Source organism: Luteibacter sp. SVR4-7G, from assembly GCF_056755555.1.
Genome location: NZ_JBPGXO010000007.1, coordinates 82468 through 99519 on the forward strand (window position 1 = coordinate 82468; position 17052 = coordinate 99519).

The window sequence follows — 17052 nt, forward strand, 5'->3', positions numbered from 1 at the left end:
ATGCCACCGCATGTTCCAACCGACCGGATCCGGATAGCCGGCTAGTGGCACTGACCCTCACTCCCGAAATGATCCTCGTGCTGGGCCTGGTGGGCTTCACCATGCTCATGCTCGTTCTGGAGTGGATCCGGGCCGACATGGTCGCCCTGCTCGTCGTGGTCACGATCGGCCTCACCGGCCTGATCCCCGGCGACCAGGTGTTTAACGGCTTCGCCGGCAACGCGGTCATCGCGATCATCGCCATCATGATCATGGGCGCCGGCCTCGACCGGGCGGGCGTGCTCAACCTCACCGCCGCCTTCGTCATGCGCATGGCCCGCGGCGTGGAATCGCGCCTGGGCGTGGTCGTCAACAGCGTCACCAGCCTGTTCAGCGCGGTGATCCCGAGCCAGGCGCTGGCCGCGTTGATGATTCCGGTCACCAGCCGCCTGTCCGCCCGCACCGGCGTGCCGATGTCGCGCCTGCTGCTGCCGATGGCCTTCTGCATCCTCACGGCCACCAACACCACGCTGATCGCCAACTCGCCGCTGATCGTCCTCAACGACCTGATCGCCAGCGCGAACAGCAACCTGCCACCGGGTGCGCACACCATCCCGAAATTCGGCCTGTTCAGCGTCACGCCGGTCGGCCTCGTGCTGGCCGTGACGGGCGTGCTGTTCTTCTACCTCTTCACCCGCAAGCTGCTGCCCGAGCGCGAGGACGAGCGGCTCAAGGTCACGCCCGGCCGCACCGAGAGCTACTTCGCCGATACCTATGGCATCGCGGGCGAAACGGCCGAGCTGACCGTCACCGCCGAGAGCCCGCTCGTCGGCATGAGCATCGGCGAAGTGGAGCAACTCCACGGCGCGCCGCTGATCCTCGCGATCAAGAACGGCAACGAAAGCCGCGTGGCCCCGCCCTCGGACCAGATGATCTGGGTGGGCACCGTGCTCGGCGTGCTCGCGCCGCGCGAAGCGATCATGTCGTTCGCCAACAACCAGCTGTGCCGCGTGTCGATGCGCATGCGCCAGCTGGGCGAGCAGTTCAATACCACGCGCGCGGGTATCTCCGAGGCGGTGGTGCCGCCGAGTTCGCGCTTCATCAAGCAGAGCGTGGGCGATCTCCGCCTGCGCAAGCGCTTCGGCATTTCCGTGCTGGCGGTGAACCGCGGCGACGAGGTGTTCCGCGAGGACGTGCGCGCGGTGACCCTGCGCGCCGGCGACACCCTCGTGCTGCACAGCAAGTGGCGCGACCTCATGCTGGCGGAAGAAGACCGCGACATCGTCGTGGTGACCGATATCCCGAAGGAAGAACAGCGCCCGGGCAAGATCTGGCAGGCCGTGGGCTTCTTCGTGCTGGCGAAGTGCCTGGCCCTGTTCACCCACCTCGACCTGTCGGTGGCGATGATGACCGGCGCGGTGGGCATGCTGCTCACCGGCGTGCTGAACATGGACGAGGCCTACAAGGCGATCAACTGGAAAACCATCTTCGTCACCGCCTGCCTCATTCCGCTGGGCTGGTCGATGGACTCGACCGGCACCGCCTCGTGGATTGCGCAGGAGGTATTGCAGATCCTGGGACACGCGCCGCAGTGGACCCTGCAGCTATCGATCGCCGTGCTGACCCTGATGTTCTCGCAGGTGATGTCGAACGTCGGCGCCACCGTGATGATGGTGCCCATCGCGATCAGCGTGGCGGTGACCACCGGCGGCAATCCCTCGGCGTATGCGCTCATCGTGGCGGTGTCGTCGTCCAACACCTTCCTGCTGCCGTCCGGTCATCCCGCGCTGATGATGGTGGCCGGCCCCGGCGGCTACCGCTCGCGCGACTTCCTGCGCGTGGGCCTGCCCCTGACCATCCTGATCCTGGCGCTCACCCTGGTCACCATCAACTTCATGTACCGCTGAAAAATCACGTAGGAGCGCGCCTTGCGCGCGACGGCTTCTCGCGGCGATGTAACAGGGCCTGCTGCTCTTCGCGAAAAGCCGTCGCGCGCCTTGCGCGCTCCTACAAATCAGGACAGGTGGACAGCGCCGTCAGTCACGGCAACCGCCACAGCACGCAGCCGGTCGCCCCGGCACGGTCCGGCCGTGCAGTCACCGCTCTCGGCGGTGAAGGTCGCCCCGTGGGCGGCGCAGATGATCTGCCCACCACGGACCAGGAACTTGCCGGGAACATAGTCCAGGCGCCGCCCCGCGTGGGGACAGACGTTGAAGTAGGCCCGCGCCTCGTCCCCGTGCCGGTAAACCATCAGCGACTCCACCTCCCCGTGGACCAGGGCTTCGACTTCGATGGCGTTGCCATCGGGAATATCCGCCAGCAGGCAGAGGGGGGCGGCTTCGGTGGCAGTCATGGCACTTGTCTATGGGGAACGGATGCCCCAAGGTAAAGGGCGTAGATGCATGTCATTGTGCCACATACGGATTTTTAACCAATGCGCCTTGTTTTCCCGCCCATCCGCCGCTCGCGCAACCCCCTCGTCCGCGCCCTGTCGCTGGTGCTGGGCCTTGCCGTGGTGGGTGTGCTGCTCGTGTTCGGTGTGGTCGTCCTCGGCGTGCTTTTCGCCGGCGGCCTGGTCTTCCTGGCGGTACGCCAGTGGAAGCTGTCGCGTGGCCGCATGGCGGGCGCCGCCCGGGCCGCGCCGAAGGATCCGGACGTCCTGGAAGGCGAGTTCGTCGTCATCCGCCAGGGCCGGCCGGTCCACCATCACTGATAGCCGCAAGAAGCGGATGGTGACGGGCCGCGCCCCGTCCTACGCTGGTCTCCATGAAGGAGGCCATCATGAATTCCCAGACCTGTGCCATGCGTCCCGTCGCCGCCGATGCCCTTGAACGCGTCCGCGCCGCCCTCGACAGCGGCGAAGCGGCGACGGACCTCAACAGCCTCGCCGCCGTCGCGGGGCTGAGTCCCACGCACCTGCAGCGGGCATTCCGCCGCCGCTATGGGGTCAGCCCGGCCGAGTACGCCCGCGCCCGCCGCTTCGGCCAGCTGCGCGACGCCTTGCGCGAAGGCGCCGCGGTGACCGATGCCGTGTACGAAGCCGGTTTCGGCTCCGGCAGCCGGGTTTACGAGGAGAGCGACCGCCGCCTCGGCATGACGCCGGCCAGCTACCGGGCGGGCGGCGCGGGGGCGTCGATCCGTTACACCACCACGAACACGCCCCTGGGCCAGCTGCTCGTCGCCACCACGGCACGGGGCATCTGCTCGGTCACCCTGGGCGAGGACGATGCCGGGCTCGAGGCGCGGCTCGCGGCGGAATTCCCCTTGGCAGAGCGCGAACGGGTGGATGAAGGACGCGAAGAGTGGCTCGACGCCGTAATCGGCCGCGTCGCCCACGAGCTCGGTTGGAGTGACCGCGACGCGCCGGCCATGCCGCCGCTCGACGTCGCCGCCACGGCCTTCCAGTGGCGCGTATGGGATGCGCTCACGCGCATTCCCCGCGGCGAGACACTGAGCTATGGCGAACTGGCCGCGAAGCTCGGGGTGCCCAAGGCTGCCCGCGCCATCGGCCGCGCCTGCGGCAGCAACAAACTGGCCCTGCTGGTGCCCTGCCACCGGATCATCCGCGAGGACGGAAGCCTCGGCGGCTGGCGCTGGGGCCTGGACATCAAGCAGCAGTTGCTCGCCACCGAACGTGCCATGAAAGCCGCTCAAGGCTGACCCCCGAAAGGTTTCGCTACCGCATCTCCTGTAACAACGATATCTTGCGGAATTCGCATGGCATCAGGCCATGCGAATGAGCCTGGGCCTTTCCATGTCAGACGCCGCCTGTACCCCCGTTTCCGCCGCCGCCGAGCGGCGTTGGCTGCTGCCGCTTTCCCTGCTTGCCCTGTACGTGATCTGGGGTTCCACCTACCTGGCCATCCGCTACGCGCTGGTGAGCTATCCGCCCTTCACCCTGGCCGCGCTCCGTTTCGCCGTGGCGGGCGTGCTGTTGTTCGCGGTGCTCCGCCTGCGCGGGGACGCGATGCCGACCGCGCGCCAGTGGAAGAATGCCGCCATCGTAGGCACCTTGCTCCTCGCCGGCGGCAACGGCCTGGTGTGCTTCGCCGAGCAGTCGGTGGGGTCGGGCATCGCCGCCGTGGCGGTAGCCAGCATGCCGTTGTTCGCGGCGGTCTTCGGCGGCATCTACGGCGAGTGGCCGTCGCGTTACGAGACCGCCGGGCTGCTGCTCGGCTTCGTCGGCGTGATCGTGCTCAACCTCGGCGCGGGCCTTGCCGGTTCGCCGCTGGGCGCGATCGCGCTGATCGTGGCGGCGATGTCGTGGGCCTTCGGCTCCGTATGGTCGAAGCGGCAGGACATGCCCAAGGGCCCGATGAACACGGCGGCGCAGATGCTCTGCGCGAGCATCTCGCTGGCGATCATCGCGTTCCTGCATGGCGAAGCCATTCCCGCGCATCCGGAAGCGGGCGCCACGGCCGCGCTCGCCTACCTCGTGGTGTTCGGCTCGATCATCGCGTTCAGTGCCTACCTCTACGTGCTGAAGACGGTGCGACCCGCGCTCGCCACCAGCTATGCGTACGTGAATCCACCGGTGGCCGTGCTGTTCGGCGTCGCCCTCGCGGGCGAACACGTCGGAGCCTTCGACCTCGCCGGCATGGCGATCATCCTGGTCGGTGTCGGCATCATCACCATGATGCGCGTGCGCAAGGCCTGACCCGGAACGACTAACATGCGGGGCATCGCAAGGAGCCCCGCATGAGCGCCCCCACCGACAGCACCCTCGCCCGCCTCGCCCTTCGCTGCACGGACTGGGCGGAGCGCTGGTTTCCCGATGCCTGGGTATTCGCCGCCTTGGCCGTGGTGATGGTGGCCCTCGCGACACTGACGATGGGTGCCACGCCGGCCGACACCGTCGCCGCCTTCGGCGACGGTTTCTGGAGCCTCATTCCCTTCACCATGCAAATGGCCTTCGTGGTGATCGGCGGCTACGTGCTGGCGACGGCGCCGCCGGTCGCACGCCTCATCGAACGCCTGGCCGCGCTGCCGAAGACGGGGCGCGGCGCCATCTGCCAGGTGGGTCTCGTGAGCATGCTCGCCTCGCTGCTGAGCTGGGGTTTTTCGCTGATCTTTGCCGGGCTGCTGGTGCGTGCGCTCGCCCGGCGCGGCGACCTGCGCATGGATTACCGGGCGGCCGGTGCCGCGGCCTATCTCGGGCTCGGCGCCGTCTGGGCCATGGGGCTCTCGTCCTCGGCCGCGCAGCTGCAGGCGAATCCCAAGAGCATGCCGCCGGAGCTGTTGAAGATCACGGGCGTGCTGCCCTTCGCGCAGACGATCTTCCTGTGGCAGTCCATCGTGCTGACGGCGATCCTGATCGCGGTGTCGCTCGCCGTGTGCTGGCTCACCGCACCGCGTGCCGACGTACGCACGGCGGCCGATCTCGAGGTGGATGTCGCCGTGGCGCAGGTGGCGTCACCCGGCCGCCGCCGGCCCGGCGAATGGCTGGAATACAGCCCGCTGCTGAGCGTGCTGGTCGGCCTGCTCGGCATGGGCTGGCTCGTGCGCGAGTTCGCCACGAAGCCGTTGCTTGGCGTCATCGCCAACCTCAACACGTACAACTTCCTGTTCCTTACGCTCGGCCTGCTCCTGCATTGGCGGCCACGCGGTTTCCTCGACGCGGTGACGCGCGCCGTGCCGGGCACCACCGGCGTCCTCATCCAGTTCCCGCTGTACGGCGGCATCGCGGCGCTGCTCACGCAGGCCAGGAACGGCGCCGGCGATACGCTCGCCCACCATCTTGCGCAAGCCTTCGTCCGGGTCGCATCCACCGAGACCTTCACCCTGGTCATGGGCGTCTACTCGGCCGTACTCGGCTTCTTCGTTCCCAGTGGCGGCGGCAAGTGGGTGATCGAGGCGCCGTACGTGATGCAGGCGGCGAACGAACTGAAGGTCCACCTCGGCTGGGCCGTGCAGGTCTACAACGCCGCCGAGGCGCTGCCCAACCTCGTCAACCCCTTCTGGATGCTTCCGCTGCTTGGCGTGCTGGGGCTGAAGGCCCGCGACATCGTCGGCTTCACCTTCATGCAACTGCTCGTGCACGTGCCGCTGGTGCTGGGCTTGCTCTGGTGCCTGGGCCTGACGCTCGAGTACGTTCCCCCGGCCATGTGACCCAGTTCGCACAACAGCGGGACATCGATGCATTTTCAGAATTATTCGATGTCCGCTGTTCTCACGACTCCCTAGGCTGGCCTGCCTTGTCACGGGAGTGGGTATGGTTGGGATCCGATCCAACGGGTGGCTGGCGCGCGTGACCACGGTCCTCGGCGTTGGCATCGCCGCTGTCGCGTCGTGCCAACGCTTTCATCCGACCGAGGCGTGCGAAGCCGCCTTCGCGAAGCCGTTACAGTTCGCGCAGGGCCGTCGTCACGGGGAGGCGCGCGGCGCGCAATGCGGGGAACAATCCGCCGATGAAGCCGATGGCCAGCGCCCACTTGATTCCGGTCCATAGCAGGCCCGTGCTCACGTGGAAGCGGAACACCACCTGGCTGAAGTTCGCCCCCAGCGTGGATGCCGTGTAGCCGTTGAAGATGACCCACACGATCCCGGCGCCTATGACGCCGCCCAATAGCGCGAGCATCATCGTCTCCAGCATCACCGACACCACCACCGGCAGGCCGCGGAAACCGATCGCGCGCAGCGTGGCGATCTCGCGCGCACGCGCCTGGATGGCGGCGAACATCGTGTTCAGCGCGCCGAACACGGCGCCGATCGCCATGATGATGCCGACGGTGATGCCCACCGCGCGCAGCACCTTGGTCAGGCCTTCGGACTGCTTGCTGAAGTATTCGCGGGTCGTGCTCACGTCCACCTTCAGGCGCGGGTCCGCCGCGAGGCTGGCCTTGAAGGTGTCGAAGGCTTTCGGCGAATCGAGCAGCACCGTCACGGACTGCACGCTGCTGCCGCGGCGATAGGCCGAGGCCACGCTCTGGGTGTCGCCCCAGAGTTCCGATTCGAGCGCGTCGTTCGAGGCGAAGACACCGACCACGGTCCAGGTCTGGCCGGCGAGACGGATGGTCTTGCCCACGTCGAGGCCTTCGAACTGCGCCAGGGCGCCCTTGCCCACGATCAGTTCGCGCAGGCCGGGCTTGAACTTGCGCCCTTGCACGATCTTCACCTGGTCGCGCAGGTTCCACACGTCTTCGCTCACGCCGCGGATCGGCACGTTCGAATCGCTGTTCGGATCGCCCTTGCGCGGCAGGTTGGCCACCACCACCAGTTCGCCGGAGGCGATCGGCTTGCCCTGCGCGTCCTTTTTCACGCCCGGGGCCTGCACCACCACGTTGGCACTGTCGCGATCCAGGATGGAATTGAGCTCCGCCTGCGAGCCGCCGCGCAGCACGATGGCCGAGTGATCGTTGCCGGTGGAACGCAGCGTCTCGGCGAAGCCTTCGCTCATGGCGAGCATCGCCACGAGCACGCCGACGACGCCGGCGATGCCCACGACGACCACCGACGAGGAGCCCAGGCGCTGGGTCACGGTGGCGAGGCCCACCTTGGTGACCTCCCAGGTCTGGCGGCCACGGCGCGTGACGGCCATCCAGATCGCGAGCGCCACGGCGAGGGCGACGATGCCCGGCCAGGGCAGGACGATCCAGATCGCGAGGAAGACCGCCACGACGAGCAAGGTGAGGAGGCCGGTGCCGAATTTCTTCATCGATTTCATGCAAGTGTCTCCTCAGCGACCGGCGAGCGCGTCGACGATGTTCAGCCGCATGGCACGGATGGCGGGCAATGCGCCAACCAGCGCACCGATGACCAGCATCAGCACGATGCCGACCACCCAGGTCTGCATCCCGATGGGTGGCAGGTTCAGCATGCCGCCGCTTCCCTTCGCCACGATCGGCACGACGACGCTCGCGACGGCAAGCCCGAGGATGCCGCCGAGCAACAGCAGGAGCACGCCTTCGGCCAGCACCATGCCGAGGACGCTGCGGCTGGAAAAACCGATCGTCTTCAGCACGGCCAGTTCGTTGGTCCGTTCGCGCACGGCCTGGGCCATGGTGTTGCCGGTGAGCAGGATCAGGGTGAAGAACACGGCGCCCATGATCGCCGACACGATGAGGCCGATGTCGCCGAGCTGCTTCACGAAGGACGCGTTGAAAGCCTGCTCCGTCTGCGTCTTCGTCTCATGATCGGAGTTGGCCGAGAGCGCGTCGATGGCCTTCGCGACCGCGTCGGCCTTGTCCGCCGAAGTCAGCTGCACGACGTACCAACCCACCGTGGTCCCGACGTTCTGGAAGGCGTTGGCGTCCTCGAAATACTTGTGGTGGAAGAAGAACTGCTGGTCGGTGCCGTTGGCCGCGCCCTTCGCCGGCGTGTAAATGCCGACGAGGTCGAACGGCCAGGTCTTGTCGCCGTTGCGCTGCGGGAAGATCGTGGACTGCAGCGGAATCTTGTCGCCCACCTTCCAGCCGAAACGCTTGGCCAATGCTTCGCCGACGATGGCGCCCGTGCGCGTGCTCTCGAAGGCCTTGCGCTGTTCCGGCGGCAGGACGATCTCGTGGTAGATGTCGAGGTAGTTGTCGCTCACGGCGAAGCTGAGCACGAAGTTCTTCGGATCCTGGTAGATGCCGCCGAACCAGTTGGCGTAGCCCACGTTCTTGACGCCCGGCACCGCCTGCATGCGCGTCGACAGGCTGACCGGAAGCGACTGGATGATCGAATAGCGCGAGGTGGTGAGCAGCCGGTCGACGCCGATCACGCTGTCGCCGCCCGACGAGAACGCCGCGCGGGTGGCATCGAGCATGCCGAACAGCAGGAAGGCGGCGAGGATCGACACCAGGGTGAAGAAAGTGCGCGCCTTGCGCCGGAACAGCGCGGCCCAGATGAGGTGCAGGTATTTCATGCCGGCATCCCCCGCGTCATGCCACGGCCTGCTCGACGAGGGAGCCCTTGTCGAGGTGCAGGGTATGGTTGGCGTACTCGGCCGCCTTGGGATCGTGGGTCACCATCACGATGGTCTTGCCGTGCTCGCGGTTGAGCTCGCGCAGCAGGCCGAGGATCTCCTCGGCGGAATGGCGGTCGAGATCGCCCGTGGGTTCGTCGCAGACCAGCAGGGTGGGGTCGGAAACGATGGCGCGCGCGATCGCCACGCGCTGCTGCTGGCCGCCCGACAGCTCCGACGGCTTGTGCGTGGCGCGGTCGCCAAGGCCAACCAGCTGCAGGGCCACCGAGGCGTTCTGCCTGCGCTGCGCGCCGGAGAGTCTGGTCAGCAGCAGCGGCAGTTCCACGTTGCGCTGCGCGCTGAGCATCGGCATGAGGTTGTAGAACTGGAAGACGAAGCCCACGTGCGCCGCGCGCCACTTCGCCAGTGCGCCGGAACCCAGCTGGTCGATGCGGTCGCCGGCCACGACGATGCTGCCGCCGGTGGGCGTGTCGAGCCCGCCGATGAGGTTGAGCAGCGTGGTCTTGCCCGATCCCGACGGGCCCATCAGCGCGAGGAAGTCGCCTTCCTCGATCTTGAGGTTCACGCCGTGCAGCACCTCGACCTTCTGCCGGCCGCGCTCGTAAACCTTGGAAAGGTCCTGGATGTCGATCAGGGTGGCCATCGTTCTGTCTCCGTGGATATCAGGGCGTGGTGGCGGTGCTGACGGCGGCGCCGTCGGCGAGGTCGGGTGGTGGCGAGACGATCACGGTGTCGCCGGCGGCGATGCCGTCGGTGATCAGGCGCAGGTCGCCGGTGGCCTGCTTCGCCGCCGTCACGGGGCGGCGCGTGGCCTTGCCTTCGGCGACGGTATAGACCACGTCACGGTCGTCGCGGCGGACCACCGAAGCCGCGGGTACGAGCACGCCCTTCGGCGCGCTCGCCTGCGCGGGCGCGCGCCGGTCGAGGAAGGACACGCGCACACCCATGTCGGGAACGATGCGGGCATCCTTCTGCTCGAGCGCCACGCGCACCTTCACCGTCGCCTTGCCGCGGTCCGCGGCCGGTACGATGGCGATCACATGGGCGGGAATGCGCCAGTCCGGATACGCATCCAGCACGGCCTCGGCCGGCATATCGGGCTGTACGCGGCCGATATAGGCCTCGTTGACGTCCACGTCGATTTCCAGCGAATCCATATCCACGATGGTGCCGACACCCGTGCGGGTAAAGCCGCCGCCGGCGGAAAGCGGCGAGACGATTTCTCCCACCTGCGCGGCCTTGTCGGTGATCACGCCGTCGAAAGGCGCGCGCACCACCGTGTAATCGAGGTTCACCTGCCCCACGCTCACCTGCGCATCGGCGGCGTCGGCCTGGCGGCGCGCCGTGTTGAGCTGTGCGCGATAGGTGTTGGCCTGGGTGCGCGTCTGCTCGGCCAGCTGGCGCGAGACGAGGCCGCGACCGACCAGCGCCTCCTGACGGTCCGCGTCCCGCCGGGCCTGTTGGAGCTGCGCCTCGCTCTGCATGACGCTCGCATGCGCCGCCGCGGCGTTGGCGCGGGCCGAATCGAGGCTCGCGCGCAGCGCGTTGTCCTCGAGCCTGGCCAGTACCTGCCCTTTCTTCACCCGGTCGCCTTCCTCGATGAGGACTTCCACCAGGGTGCCGGTGATCTGCGCCGAGACCGTCGCCTGGCGCCGCGCGGTGACATAGCCGGTGGCCTGCAGCACGGCGCCGGCCTCGCTGTTGGTGCTGGCGGCGACGGCCGTGGCCGTATGCACCTCCACCGGACGGCGGCTCAGGAACGCCCATGCGCCTCCGGCCAGGGCCAGGACGAGCACCAGGATGGCGGCCGCGATCAGGACGGTACGTGCGCCCGGGCCTCCCCCGCCGCCATGTGCTTCCTTGTGCGACTTGTCGATCTTCAGCTGCCGGAGCAGCTCGGTGTTCGAATTCATCTTCCCTCGTTCCCCATGCCGCTCGTGCAGCAAGATCATGCGTTCCCGCGGGGACCCTGCACCACTTTCGGCCATCAGTCATCTGCCGTGACAGGTGTCACCTGCTAGTCTTGGCGTATGAATACCGTCATCCCTTCGCCGGCACAGCCGAGCATCCCCGTCGCCGGCCAGGCCGGACGTTTCCCCGTGCGCCGCGTCTTCTGCATCGGGCGCAATTACGCCGATCACGCCCGCGAAATGGGCGCCTCGGTGGACAAGGCCAATCCGATGTTCTTCACCAAGCCCGCCGACGCCCTCGTGACCGACGGAGCCGACGTGCCCTACCCGTCCGCCACCAGCGACCTGCACCACGAAGTGGAGATGGTCGTCGCCCTCGGTGCCGGCGGCTCGGACCTCTCGGTCGAGGAAGCAGGCAAGCTGGTCTGGGGCTATGGCGTGGGGCTGGATCTTACCCGTCGCGACCTGCAGGCCCAGGCCAAGGCCAAGGGCGCACCGTGGGACGTCGCCAAGGCCTTCGATCATTCCGCGCCCATATCCGCGCTGGTGCCCGCGAGCGAAGCCACGCTTTCGGCAGCCACGCGCATAGCGCTGGAAGTGAACGGCGAAACGCGCCAGCAGGCCACGCTCGGCGAGATGGTGCTCGACGTGCCGGAAATACTCAGTGCGCTGTCGCGGCTGTTCGAACTCAAGGCGGGTGATATCGTCTATACCGGCACGCCTGCCGGTGTGGCGGCGCTGGCGCGCGGCGACCGCTTCCGCGCCACCCTGGAGGGTGTCGCCACGCTGGAGGGTCGCGTGGTCTGATTTCGCGAAGTACCGACATGGGGATCGTTAGCTTCGTTCGTTCGCTGCCAAGCCATGAGGAGAAGGGCCGATGAGTTTCGTCGCGGAATTCAAGAAATTCGCACTGCGCGGTAACGTGGTCGACCTGGCCGTCGGTGTCGTGATCGGCGCCGCGTTCGGCAAGATCGTCACCTCGCTGGTCGACAACATCATCATGCCGCCGCTCGGCTGGGCCATCGGCGGCATCGACTTCTCGGACTGGAAGTGGGTGCTGAAGCCGGGCGACCCGGCGACCAAGACGGCGGAGGTCGCCGTGCAGTACGGCGTCTTCATCAACGTGCTGATCCAGTTCGTCATCATCGCCTTCGCGATCTTCCTCGTGGTCAAGGCGATCAACCGCCTCTCGCATCGCGAAGAGGAAAAACCCGCGGCGCCACCCGCCGACGTGGCCCTGCTGACCGAAATCCGCGACCTGCTGAAGCAGCAGAACCGCGCGCCCTGACTGCCGCGCCGCACCTGTAGGAGCGCGCCTTGCGCGCGACATGTGTTGAGGCCGGGGCTTGGAGCTGGCGCGCCGGTTTTCAGGACTGGCGCGAAAGGCTGTCGCGCGCAAGGCGCGCTCCTACACACACCCCCCGTGACTTCCGGCCTAGTCGCGGGGCTGGCCCCCGGCGCAATAATCGACGTTTCCGTCCCCGGGGGTCACACATGCGTCATTCGTTCCGTCTCCACGCGCTTGCCGCGTGCCTTGCGCTTGCCTTCTCCGCCCATGCCGCCGACAAGGCCACCACCATTCCGGAGAAGGCGGTCGCCGCCGCCACCGAGTTGCGCGACCGGGCAATGGACGACACTACCGGCTACGAATTCGTCAGCCAGCTGACGACCGAAGTGGGCCCTCGCGTCGCCGGCAGCGCCGCCGATGCGCGCGGCGTGGCGTGGACCGTCGCCAAGTTCAAGGCGATGGGCTTCGACAAGGTCTATACCGAAAAGGTGAGCTATCCGCTGTGGCAGCGTCGCAGCGAGCACGCCGAGATCGTCTCGCCCTTCCCCCAGCCGCTGGCGCTCACCGCGCTCGGTTACTCGGCCGGTACGCCGAAGGGCGGCCTAAGCGCGCAGGTGATCGGCTTCGACAACCTCGACGCATTCAAGAAGGCCGACCCGGCGACGGTGAAGGGCAAGATCGTCTACGTCAGCACGCACATGCAGCAGCAGAAGGACGGCCACGATTATCGCGAAGGCTCGGCGACGCGCACGGGCGGTCCGGTGCTTGCCGCGAAGATGGGTGCCGCCGCGTTCCTGCTGCGCTCCGCCGGCACCGACGCGCACAGCCGCACGCCGCATACCGGCGTCACCGGCTTCCAGGATCCGAAGGACGCCATTCCGGCCGCCGCCCTCTCGCTACCCGACGCCGACCAGTTGGAGCGGGTGCTGAAGGAAGGCAAGCCGGTCACGCTGAAGCTCGACCTCGACGTCGGCTTCGCGGGCACCTACGAAGGCCAGAACGTCATCGCCGAAGTGACCGGCGCCAAGCATCCGGACCAGGTCGTGGCCATCGGCGGGCACCTGGATTCATGGGACCTCGGCACCGGCGCGATCGATGACGGCGCGGGCGTGGCGATCGCCGCCGCCGCGGCGAAGCTGATCAAGGACATGCCGCAGCGGCCGGATCGCACCATCCGCGTCATCGCCTTCGCGAACGAGGAAATGGGGCTGTGGGGTGGCCGCGCCTATGCGGATGCCCATGCGAAGGAAGTCTCGAAGTTCCAGCTCGGCACCGAGTCCGACTTCGGCGCGGGCCGCATCTGGCGCATGACCGCGAGCGTGAAGCCGTCGGCACGCGGCGCCATCGAACAGATCGCGAAGGTGATCGAGCCGATCGGCGTCGCCTACGACGCAACCAAGCCCGGCGGCGGCGGTTCCGACCTCTCGCAGATGCATGCGAAGGGCATGGCGGCGCTCTCGCTCACCCAGGACGGTACCGACTACTTCGACTACCACCACACCGCCAACGACACGCTCGACAAGATCGATCCGAAGGCACTGGCGCAGAACGTGGCGGTGTACGCGACCTTCGCATACATGGCCGCGCAGGCGAACGGCGATTTCGGCTCGGCACCGGGCGCATTCAAGAACGACGGCGCGCACGACTGATCGGCAGGGCGCGCCTCCCGTAGGAGCGCGCCTTGCGCGCGACATGTTTTGAGGCCGAACCCGGAAGCTGGCGCGCCAGCTTGGGGACTGGCCCGAAAAGATGTCGCGCGCAGGCGCGCTCCTACAATGATACCGGGCATGTGTTGAGGCCGAACTTGGAAGCTGGCGCGCCAGCTTGGGGACTGGCCCGAAAAGATGTCGCGCGCAGGCGCGCTCCTACAATGATGCGGGGTTGGTTTCGAGCTTCTTCGCCGGGGCCAGCCTGTCCTGCAGGCGGTTCATGTAGAGGTAGATCACCGGCGTGAGGTAGAGCGTCAGGATCTGCGATACCACCAGGCCGCCCACCACGGCCAGGCCCAGCGGGCGCCGCGTTTCCGCGCCCGCGCCGATACCCAGCGCGATGGGCAGCGTGCCTGCGAAGGCCGCCATCGTGGTCATCATGATCGGCCGGAAGCGCACGCGGCATGCCTCGTAGATCGCGTCGAACGGCGCCATGCCCTCCTCGCGCTGACGTTCCAGCGCGAAGTCGATCATCATGATCGCGTTCTTCTTCACGATGCCCACCAGCATGATGATGCCGACGAAGGCGAACAGGTCGAGCGACGCGTTGAAGATCACCAGGGTAAGCAGCGCGCCGACTGCGGCTGCCGGCAAGCCGGAAAGAATCGTCAGCGGGTGGATGAAGCTCTCGTAGAGAATGCCGAGCACCAGGTAGATGACGAACACGGCCAGCAGGAGCAGCAGGCCCATGCCTTTCACCGAGTCCTGGAAGGCCTGCGCCGTGCCCTGCACCGATCCGCTGAGCGTCGGCGGCAGTTTCATCTCCGTGGTGGCGCGATCGATGCTCGCCACCGCGTCGCTGAGCGACACGCCGGGCGCGAGGTTGAACGACACCGTCACCGCGGGCAGCTGGCCCTGGTGGTTCACCGTCAGCACCTGCGGCTTGCGCTGGAAACTCGCCACGGTATTGAGCGGAATGAGCTTGCCGCTGTCCGAGGTGACATACAGGCGGGACAGCACCGCGGGATCGTCCTGCATGCGCCGTTCCACCTGCAGGATCACCCAGTACTGCGTGGCCGAGCCGTAGATCGTGGAGATCTGGTTCTCGCCGAACGCGGTACCCAGCGCGGTCTGCACCTGGTCCATGGTGAGGCCGAGCGGTGCCAGCTTGTCGCGGTTCACGGTGACGACCATCGAGGGACTGTTGAGGTCGAGGTCGGTGGTGACGTCCTGGAAGCCCGGCAGTTTCTGGAACGCCGCGACCAGCCTGCCCGACCAGTCGTACAGCGCCTGCAGATCGGTCGATTGCACCGTGTACTGGTACTGCGCCTTCGACTGGCGGCCACCCACCTGGATGGCCGGCGGGTTCTGGATATAGGTACGGATGCCGGGAACTTCAGCGAACCGATGGCGCAATTCCTGGATGATCTCGTCGGGCGTCGTGCCGCCGCGTTCGTCGCGTGGCTTCAGGCGTAGCAGCAAGGAGCCGTTGTTCACCGTCGAGCGCGATCCGCCGGCGCCGACGCTGGACATCACCGCCTCGACGTTCGGGTCCTTTTGCGCGATATCAGCCAGCGCCTGCTGGCGAGCCGACATGGCGGCGAAGGAAATGTCGGTCGGACCTTCCGTGGTCACGCGCAGCTGCCCGCTGTCGCCGGCGGGAATGAAGTCCTTCGGCGTGATGACGAACAGCACGCCGGTCGCCGCGAGGCTCAGCGCGAACACGCCGACGACCGTCCGCGGATGGCGCATGCACCAGGCCAGCGTCCGCGTGTATCCACTGGAGACCGCGGCGAACCCGCGATCGAACCAGACCACCACGAAGGTGCGCTTCTGGTGATCGTGCGCCTTCACGAAGCGGCTGCAAAGCATCGGTGTCAGGGTGATGGAGACGAAGCCGGAGACCAGGATCGACACGCTGATGACCACGGCGAATTCGTGGAACAGGCGGCCCACGATGCCGCCCATGAACATGACCGGGATGAACACGGCGACCAGCGACAGCGTCATCGAGAAGATCGTGAAGCCGATCTCGCCGGCGCCTTTCACGGCTGCCTCGAACGGTGCCTCCCCCGCCTCGATGTGGCGCATGATGTTTTCGAGCATCACGATGGCGTCGTCGACCACGAAGCCGACGGCCAGGGTGAGTGCAAGTAACGAAAGGTTGTCCAGGCTGTAGCCCAGCGCGAACATCGCGCCGAACGTGCCGAGTACCGAGATCGGCAACGCCACCGCGGGAATCAGCGTGGCCGAGGCATTGCCGAGGAACAGGTAGATCACCAGCACCACGAGGATGCCCGCCAGCACGAGGGTGAATTGCACGTCGTGCACGGACTCGCGGATCGACTCGGAGCGGTCGTACATAACGTTGAGCTTCACCGACGGCGGAAGCGTCGCCGTGAATCCGGGCAGCAGGCTGAGGATGTTGTCGACCGTTTCCACGGTGTTCGCGCCCGGCTGGCGCTGGATCGCCAGGGTGATCGAGCGCGCGCCATTGAACCAGCTCGCCTTCTGGTCGTCCTGCACGCTGTCGCGCGGCGTGGCAATGTCGGACAGCCGCACGGGCGCGCCATTCCGATAGGCGACCACGACCTGGCCGTAGTCCGCGGCGCGCATCAGCTGACCGTCCGAACGGATCGAAAGCAGCTGGCGCTGGCCGTTGAGCGAGCCCGTAGCCTTGTTCACGTTGGCCGCCGCGATGGCATCGCGCATCTGGTCCACGCCGATCCCCGTGGCCGCGAGCCGGTCGGGATCGACCGCAATCCGCACTGCGTACTTCTGCGAACCGTAGACGTTCACCTGGGCGACGCCGTCGACCATCGACAGGCGCTGGGCGAGTTCGGTTTCCGCGTAATCGTCCACCGTGGACAGCGGCAGCGTCGACGACTGCATGGTGAGGTAGAGGATCGGCGCATCGGCCGGGTTCACCTTGCGGTACGTCGGCGGCGTCGGCATCTCGCGCGGCAGCTGCCGCGTCGCCGCGGAAATCGCCGCCTGTACGTCCTGCGCCGCGCCGTCGATGCTGCGGTCCAGTGCAAAGGTCACGGTGATGTTCGTCGAGCCCAGCGAACTGGACGAGGTCATGGAATCGATGCCGGCGATCGTCGAGAGCTGCGCCTCGAGCGGGGTGGCGACCGAGGAGGCCATCGTCTCCGGCGAGGCGCCTGGCAGGCTGGCACTGATGTTGATCGTCGGGAAGTCGACGTTGGGCAGCTCGTTGACCGGCAGCTTCGGATAGGCCGCGATGCCGAAGATGACCAGCGCCGACATCAGCAGCGTGGTCATCACGGGCCGGCGGATGCAGAGTTCCGGCAGGTTCAT

General features: G+C 67.2%; 14 protein-coding genes. 8 read left to right on the forward strand and 6 right to left on the reverse strand.

Annotated elements, in window-relative coordinates:
* Positions 1–68 precede the first annotated feature (68 nt).
* Entirely contained in the window at positions 69–1886 is a 1818-nt protein-coding gene (locus tag ACR9ZH_RS04475) for an SLC13 family permease (protein WP_481289581.1), read from the forward strand.
* Positions 1887–1993: 107 nt separating this feature from the next.
* On the opposite strand, the gene ACR9ZH_RS04480 is transcribed toward ACR9ZH_RS04475, so the two are convergent.
* The gene (locus ACR9ZH_RS04480; RefSeq protein ID WP_481289550.1) at positions 1994–2332 is read right to left on the reverse strand and encodes a Rieske (2Fe-2S) protein; all 339 of its coding nucleotides are present in this window, start codon (positions 2330–2332) and stop codon (positions 1994–1996) included.
* A gap of 81 nt (positions 2333–2413) precedes the next feature.
* On the opposite strand from ACR9ZH_RS04480, the gene ACR9ZH_RS04485 reads away from it, so the two are divergent.
* From ACR9ZH_RS04485 to ACR9ZH_RS04500, 4 genes are all read left to right on the forward strand, one after another.
* A complete protein-coding gene (locus ACR9ZH_RS04485; protein ID WP_481289551.1) occupies positions 2414–2692 on the forward strand; it encodes a hypothetical protein in 279 nt (92 codons plus the stop codon).
* Between the two features lie 68 nt (positions 2693–2760).
* The gene (locus ACR9ZH_RS04490) at positions 2761–3639 is read left to right on the forward strand and encodes a methylated-DNA--[protein]-cysteine S-methyltransferase (protein ID WP_481289552.1); all 879 of its coding nucleotides are present in this window, start codon (positions 2761–2763) and stop codon (positions 3637–3639) included.
* A 94-nt stretch (positions 3640–3733) separates the two neighbouring features.
* On the forward strand, positions 3734–4636 hold the full coding sequence (yedA, locus tag ACR9ZH_RS04495) for a drug/metabolite exporter YedA (RefSeq protein ID WP_481289553.1): 903 nt from the start codon (positions 3734–3736) through the stop codon (positions 4634–4636).
* Between the two features lie 41 nt (positions 4637–4677).
* Entirely contained in the window at positions 4678–6087 is a 1410-nt protein-coding gene (locus tag ACR9ZH_RS04500) for a short-chain fatty acid transporter (RefSeq protein ID WP_481289554.1), read from the forward strand.
* A gap of 232 nt (positions 6088–6319) precedes the next feature.
* On the opposite strand, the gene ACR9ZH_RS04505 is transcribed toward ACR9ZH_RS04500, so the two are convergent.
* From ACR9ZH_RS04505 to ACR9ZH_RS04520, 4 genes are read right to left on the reverse strand one after another with little or no spacing between them, the layout of a single operon-like run.
* Positions 6320–7642: an ABC transporter permease gene (locus ACR9ZH_RS04505; protein ID WP_481289555.1), complete on the reverse strand. Its 1323-nt coding sequence runs from the start codon at positions 7640–7642 to the stop codon at positions 6320–6322.
* A gap of 12 nt (positions 7643–7654) precedes the next feature.
* Positions 7655–8824 carry an ABC transporter permease gene (locus ACR9ZH_RS04510; RefSeq protein ID WP_481289556.1) on the reverse strand — a complete coding sequence of 390 codons (1170 nt, stop codon included), beginning with the start codon at positions 8822–8824 and terminating at the stop codon, positions 7655–7657.
* A 16-nt stretch (positions 8825–8840) separates the two neighbouring features.
* The gene (locus ACR9ZH_RS04515) at positions 8841–9527 is read right to left on the reverse strand and encodes an ABC transporter ATP-binding protein (RefSeq protein ID WP_481289557.1); all 687 of its coding nucleotides are present in this window, start codon (positions 9525–9527) and stop codon (positions 8841–8843) included.
* 19 nt (positions 9528–9546) lie between these two features.
* Entirely contained in the window at positions 9547–10797 is a 1251-nt protein-coding gene (locus ACR9ZH_RS04520; RefSeq protein ID WP_481289558.1) for an efflux RND transporter periplasmic adaptor subunit, read from the reverse strand.
* 117 nt (positions 10798–10914) lie between these two features.
* On the opposite strand from ACR9ZH_RS04520, the gene ACR9ZH_RS04525 reads away from it, so the two are divergent.
* From ACR9ZH_RS04525 to ACR9ZH_RS04535, 3 genes are all read left to right on the forward strand, one after another.
* Positions 10915–11601 carry a fumarylacetoacetate hydrolase family protein gene (locus ACR9ZH_RS04525; protein WP_481289559.1) on the forward strand — a complete coding sequence of 229 codons (687 nt, stop codon included), beginning with the start codon at positions 10915–10917 and terminating at the stop codon, positions 11599–11601.
* 70 nt (positions 11602–11671) lie between these two features.
* Positions 11672–12082, forward strand: coding sequence for a large-conductance mechanosensitive channel protein MscL (gene mscL / locus ACR9ZH_RS04530; protein ID WP_481289560.1), 411 nt, complete (start codon positions 11672–11674; stop codon positions 12080–12082).
* 206 nt (positions 12083–12288) lie between these two features.
* Positions 12289–13731: a M20/M25/M40 family metallo-hydrolase gene (locus ACR9ZH_RS04535; protein ID WP_481289561.1), complete on the forward strand. Its 1443-nt coding sequence runs from the start codon at positions 12289–12291 to the stop codon at positions 13729–13731.
* Between the two features lie 216 nt (positions 13732–13947).
* On the opposite strand, the gene ACR9ZH_RS04540 is transcribed toward ACR9ZH_RS04535, so the two are convergent.
* The gene (locus ACR9ZH_RS04540) at positions 13948–17052 is read right to left on the reverse strand and encodes an efflux RND transporter permease subunit (protein WP_481289562.1); all 3105 of its coding nucleotides are present in this window, start codon (positions 17050–17052) and stop codon (positions 13948–13950) included.